Genomic DNA, 5,112 nt, shown 5'->3' on the forward strand with positions numbered 1-5,112 from the left:
AAAAATGCCTGCTTAAGTAAAAAATACCTGGGAAAAATAAATTAAACTCAAATTTGGTAGTTTGGTAACTAGCATTTTTGTACAAGTTACCTTTAGATTTAAAAAAATAAGCCTTATTTTATGTGAAAATTACTTAGAGGCAATTATTAACTTTATGATAGTTAAGTTTTAAAAATAATAATAAAAAAACCATTGTTAAAGCCAAAAACTGTATTTCTGAACAATACAGAAACTAACTAAAAAATGATACAATAATGAAATACCTATTCAAAGTACCCATCCTCATTCTTGGAATCTTAATCTTTTTAACCAACTCTTGTCAGCAAAGAAAAAATGAGGATAGTTCTAAAGAAACTAGTGAAAAGAAACCCGAAGCCATTTCCTTATTAGGTCAGGCACTTTTTCCCAACCCACCATCCGAAAAACTACTACTTAGATTCGAAAAACATAAAAAGGCCTATGAAGCCGATCCTCTAAATGCGGACAAAATCATCTGGTTTGGAAGGTTCACTGCCTATAAGGGTGACTATCAAGAGGCCATAAAAATATATTCGAAAGGAATTGAAAAATATCCCAATGACCCACGGATGTACCGTCATAGAGGGCATAGGTATATATCCATTCGAAAATTTGATTTGGCCATTTCAGATTTGGAAAAGGCAGCCAAACTTATTGAAAATATTCCTAATAAAATTGAACCGGATGGCATGCCCAACGCCAAAAATATACCAGTGAGCACTTTACACGGGAACATATGGTATCATTTGGGCTTAGCCTATTACTTAAGTTACGATATGGAAAATGCCCTTAGGGCTTATAAAAATTGTTTAACAACTTCCAATAATTCGGACAATCTTGTCTCAGCTACCCATTGGATTTATATGATCCTTCGAAGAATGAATAGAGAAAATGAGGCTAAAGAATTCCTAACACCTATAAGGGAAGACCTTGAAATAATAGAAAATTTTGCTTACCACAAAATTTGTCTTTTTTACAAGGGTGAAATTACCACTGATCAATTATTGGAAAACATTGAAAATGAGGGGGGAAATGATGCCATCAGCTATGCCCTAGGAAATTGGTATTTTTACAATAATAATAATAAGGAGAGGGCAGGAGTTTTATTTGAAAAACTATTAAAAGAGGGGGGGTGGAACTCCTTTGGGTACATTGCCGCTGAAGCCAATTTTGCCAAAGAATTTAATCAGAGGAGCCTTTAAAGAATACTAATAATGGCAATCTATAGGAAAAAGAATTGAAAAGGTAAAAGATGAAAATGTAAAATTTACCCACTGATGGAAGAACTTAGAAGGGGGCCATTTCTTGGCCGTATTTTCCCATTTTCCCTTCTTAACTTTAATTTTCTCTTTAAGCTGCTTTGACAAAAAAAGCAGCTTTTTCCTATCCTATGAGATAAAGTTCCTTGTGTGCGGGGGCGTGCTCCGAAGCATGAGGAAGTCCCAAGAGGCTTTCCGAGAGGGATTTATTGAAGTAGGGGAGACTGCAAATCCCAATCCTGACATTTGATATTAAGAGGAGAAAGGACTAAATGGCCTTTCAGCCTAATCATTAAAATGAGACATGCCATTTAGGATGAGCAAGCACATCTTTTTGACGTCTTAATCTGTCTCAAATTGTGGGAATGCCAAAAGTAACTGGACACGTGGTACCAATATGTGGCAGGCATTGGGAGAGAGAAGGTGCTCTTGCCCAGGGACGTTTCACTCTTGTTTGGTTAAAAGGGTGAGCAGTCATTAGGAGCCATATTAGTGGAAAGGTAAAGGACTGAAGGTTACCTTGCCCTGAAAGAGTCTTGGAGATGGAAGGAGCAGATCACTGTAAAAACACAGTCAACCCTTAGGCTAGGATTAGGAAGAGCTGGGAGAATTTTGTTTTATGCTCCTTGCTAAGGATGTTATCTAAATCTTTGTTGAATATATACAAAAGAAGTACCAAAAAGTACCTAACCGCCGTTTAGGAGCCCCGAACGTCTGTTGGTATGTGAGGCGCACTGGCGGTCCTTTGACCGTCAGCCGTCTTCACGATTGGTAACAGTTTATTTTAAAAACTTATAAACCGCCTCATAAGCATTATCTTGGATTGTTGTGTTTCTTAAATTAGTGAAGAACTCACTTTGGTCAACTATAGGGCCAGTTAATACATTAAGTTTACTTCCATAAAACACGCCACTTTTCAATTTTTTATTGTTAATTCCATCCACAAATCTTTTTGCACCCTTTTCCAAACCATGGACCATTCCCATCAATGGCATTATAAACGGCATCATGATATATTTGATCCTGAATTTTTTAAAACCGGAGATGTCGTCAAGCACAGCAGTTCCACTGGTAGAACCCGGGCTCATAGTGATAAACCTCATATGGTTATGTTTTCTGGCCATCGCAGACATCCACAACGCAGCAATATACTTTACATATGCATAGATCACCAGGGCCTCAGTTTTGTAGCCGAAAAAGGTGCCATCAATTATTGACTTGAATTCATTTGTTGATGAAGTTTTCAACTCGGGTGGCTTCAAGCCCATTTTCTTGATTCCTCTTGCTGATTCAGAGCCAGCAAACAAAGCAATATTTTTCAGTTTACCGGCCTTTATGAGCTCATCAGTGAGAACGACATGCCCAAGAACATTGGATGCGAAAATTTGAGTAGCACCCTCCTTAGTTAATCTATCACGGGTTTTACCCCCCAAACCACCTGCATTCATAATAAGAGCGTCAATTGGCTCGGGTAAGTTTAAGACGGCTGTTTTCACCGAATCAATATCGGAAACGTCCATAACGATTATTTCAAAAATTGACCGCCCTGTTTTCTTTTCCAGGTCTTTTTTTGCTGCAATAGCTTTTGTTTCATTCCTGCAAGCCAAATAGATTTTTTCAGTTTCATTTTTCATTGCTAGCTGGCGTGCAGTATCCTTCCCAATTCCTACATTTGCACCTGTTATTAATATTTTTTTGTTCATGACAGCTTCGTTTAAGTAATCAAAAAAATGTTACTTACAAACTTACATGAATATCAGGTGGTTATCTTCCCAGTTTGGTTCAATTATTTCTCAGAATAGCTCAGCCGGTATTCCGAAGGGGTTTTCCCGTACTTAAGAACAAAATTTCTATTGAAAGTGGATATTGAATCAAACCCAACCTTATATGCCACATCTGACACTCTTAACCCCTCTGATTTAAGCATTGTTGCCGCCTTTTCTAGTTTCTTGGTAACTATATACTTTTTAGGACTATCATTAAATACATTTTTGAACTTTCGTTTGAAAGTAGATAAACTCATATTACAAAGGTGTGCCAGCTCCTCTAAGGTGAGGTTAGCGTACAAGTTTTGATTAATCGTTTCTTTGAAAGATACATTTGCCGGGCTGAATAAACCTGCCAAAAAATCCAGCTTACTAGGAAACTTTTGAGACTTGGTCAATAAAATGACAAACTCTTTAAGTTTTGCCTTTATGATATTCTCGTCAGCCAGCTCTGGATTATCCAGGAGAATATTTATACTCTCTTTATAGTTTTTGAGTAAGCGGTCAACTTTTACCTGTTTAATATCGACAGGAAGGTTATAGGCCGACAGAGAAAGATCAAAATCAAAGAGTTCTTCAACAAAAGAAGGGTAGAGCAAAACAACAATCACCTCAACACCAGTACCTTTTGGTTTCTGTACATGGAATGCTTCAAAAAAATAGTTCATGCACTTAGCAAGAACAGCTGTCTCCTTGTTAAGATCGAAATAAACTTCAGGTGCCCTTACCGCCATCTCACCCTCATTTACAAACACGAAACAAGCTTCATTTTCAACATAATCCTTTGGGTAACGCTTAAAGTAGGGCTTTGTCAGCTTCGAAAAAACAGTTTTCCCTTTATATGTCAAGTATTTCTCTCCGTATTCCATTCAGGGTTTGATTTGTTGCCAACAACCGGGTATACCACATATGTGATATACTATACTATTACCGTGCGAATATACAACATATGTGGAATATCCACATTTTATCCATTGCTTCCCCCTCTCTCTATAGTGGAAGTAATTACGGTACATAATCTATTTAATTGAGATCTTAAAAAAATTATAAACGGATCGCCTGGCTACTGTGCTTTCCTAGCATTGGGTTTTGCCCACTGCCAAAGCATAGCAGCTAGCAATTGTTCTGTGCCGGTTCTTTTTAATATCCATTTTGAAAAATTATCTCTTTACTAAATTTCAACCATTCCATTCTGGTCAATATACTGTTGGCAATTATTTTTTTTGCAGCTAATACTTAAATCCTTCCATGCAGTCCCATCTAATCCTTCTAATGAAAGGCCTTCATTAGTTTTTTTGACCGTGAAAAGAAAATCCGCAAGGTTTTCATCATTGGTAGGTTTTTCTCTTTTTTTAGTTGTCATACCAAACTGATCAACTGCTTGTGAATTGTAGGGTTTTAAATTAAAACTGAGTTCTTTCCAAGCACAACCCTTTTTAGATGTCAATTTGATCTCATTATCTGTAGTTTCTATTAGAATTAGAAATTCAGATAGTTTTGATTTTTCTGCAGTTTGAGAAAATCCAAGAGTTTTGCCCCCAATGATTAGAATTATTGAGAGGGTTATTTTTAGAATTGAATTTTGACTTATTTTCATCATGATCAAATTGTTTCTATAAAAGATTTTAATTTATTATTTTATTCCCTTCCATTATTTTTTTACTGAACTGGCACACAACGGTTTGTATAAGAGCAGTAGGGGTTTAAAACGCATTTGCTTTTCAATTAACAATATACTGAATTAAACACAAAAACGGTTCGAGTTTGCACCCGAACCGCTATTACCTTTATACTTTGTTGTGCATTAGTTTTTTTCTTTTACTAATTGGGGGAATGCAACCCAAGTCTATTCCCTTCCGAATCAAGAAAATTTGCGAAATAACCGCTTTCATCTGCATGAGGCGTCTTTGGAATAATTATTTTTCCTCCATTTTTCCCGACCTTATCTAAAATAGTTTGAAGGTTGTCTCCTCCATTTAAATATATGGTAACACCATCAGCTGAAGGTTGGTATCCATCTCCTTTAATTAGAACACCGGTAATCATTTGTTCTTCAAATGGCAGTATAC

General features: G+C 36.5%; 5 protein-coding genes. 1 reads left to right on the plus strand and 4 read right to left on the minus strand.

Going from position 1 to position 5,112, the window contains the following annotated elements:
- Positions 1–254: 254 nt before the first annotated feature.
- Positions 255–1,220, plus strand: coding sequence for a tetratricopeptide repeat protein (locus tag E1171_RS07420; RefSeq protein ID WP_155205377.1), 966 nt, complete (start codon positions 255–257; stop codon positions 1,218–1,220).
- A gap of 836 nt (positions 1,221–2,056) precedes the next feature.
- On the opposite strand, the gene E1171_RS07425 is transcribed toward E1171_RS07420, so the two are convergent.
- The 4 genes from E1171_RS07425 to E1171_RS23725 form a co-directional block, all read right to left on the minus strand.
- Positions 2,057–2,980 carry an SDR family NAD(P)-dependent oxidoreductase gene (locus E1171_RS07425; RefSeq protein WP_155205378.1) on the minus strand — a complete coding sequence of 308 codons (924 nt, stop codon included), beginning with the start codon at positions 2,978–2,980 and terminating at the stop codon, positions 2,057–2,059.
- An 83-nt stretch (positions 2,981–3,063) separates the two neighbouring features.
- Positions 3,064–3,912, minus strand: a complete 849-nt coding sequence (locus E1171_RS07430) for a helix-turn-helix domain-containing protein (protein WP_155205379.1) — start codon at positions 3,910–3,912, stop codon at positions 3,064–3,066.
- 302 nt (positions 3,913–4,214) lie between these two features.
- Positions 4,215–4,643: a hypothetical protein gene (locus tag E1171_RS07435; RefSeq protein WP_155205380.1), complete on the minus strand. Its 429-nt coding sequence runs from the start codon at positions 4,641–4,643 to the stop codon at positions 4,215–4,217.
- 221 nt (positions 4,644–4,864) lie between these two features.
- Positions 4,865–5,112, minus strand: a 248-nt coding sequence (locus E1171_RS23725) for a VOC family protein (RefSeq protein ID WP_187696324.1), incomplete at its 5' end; no start/stop codon positions are given.

It is taken from the genome of Xanthovirga aplysinae, from assembly GCF_009711365.1.
Classification (GTDB): domain Bacteria; phylum Bacteroidota; class Bacteroidia; order Cytophagales; family Cyclobacteriaceae; genus Xanthovirga; species Xanthovirga aplysinae.

Bases quoted from the DNA above. Each gene is read 5' to 3' on its own strand.
- E1171_RS07420 (WP_155205377.1), top strand. From the start codon at position 255: ATGAAATACCTATTCAAAGTACCCATCCTCATTCTTGGAATCTTAATC.
- E1171_RS07425 (WP_155205378.1), bottom strand. From the start codon at position 2,980: ATGAACAAAAAAATATTAATAACAGGTGCAAATGTAGGAATTGGGAAG.
- E1171_RS07430 (WP_155205379.1), bottom strand. From the start codon at position 3,912: ATGGAATACGGAGAGAAATACTTGACATATAAAGGGAAAACTGTTTTT.
- E1171_RS07435 (WP_155205380.1), bottom strand. From the start codon at position 4,643: ATGATGAAAATAAGTCAAAATTCAATTCTAAAAATAACCCTCTCAATA.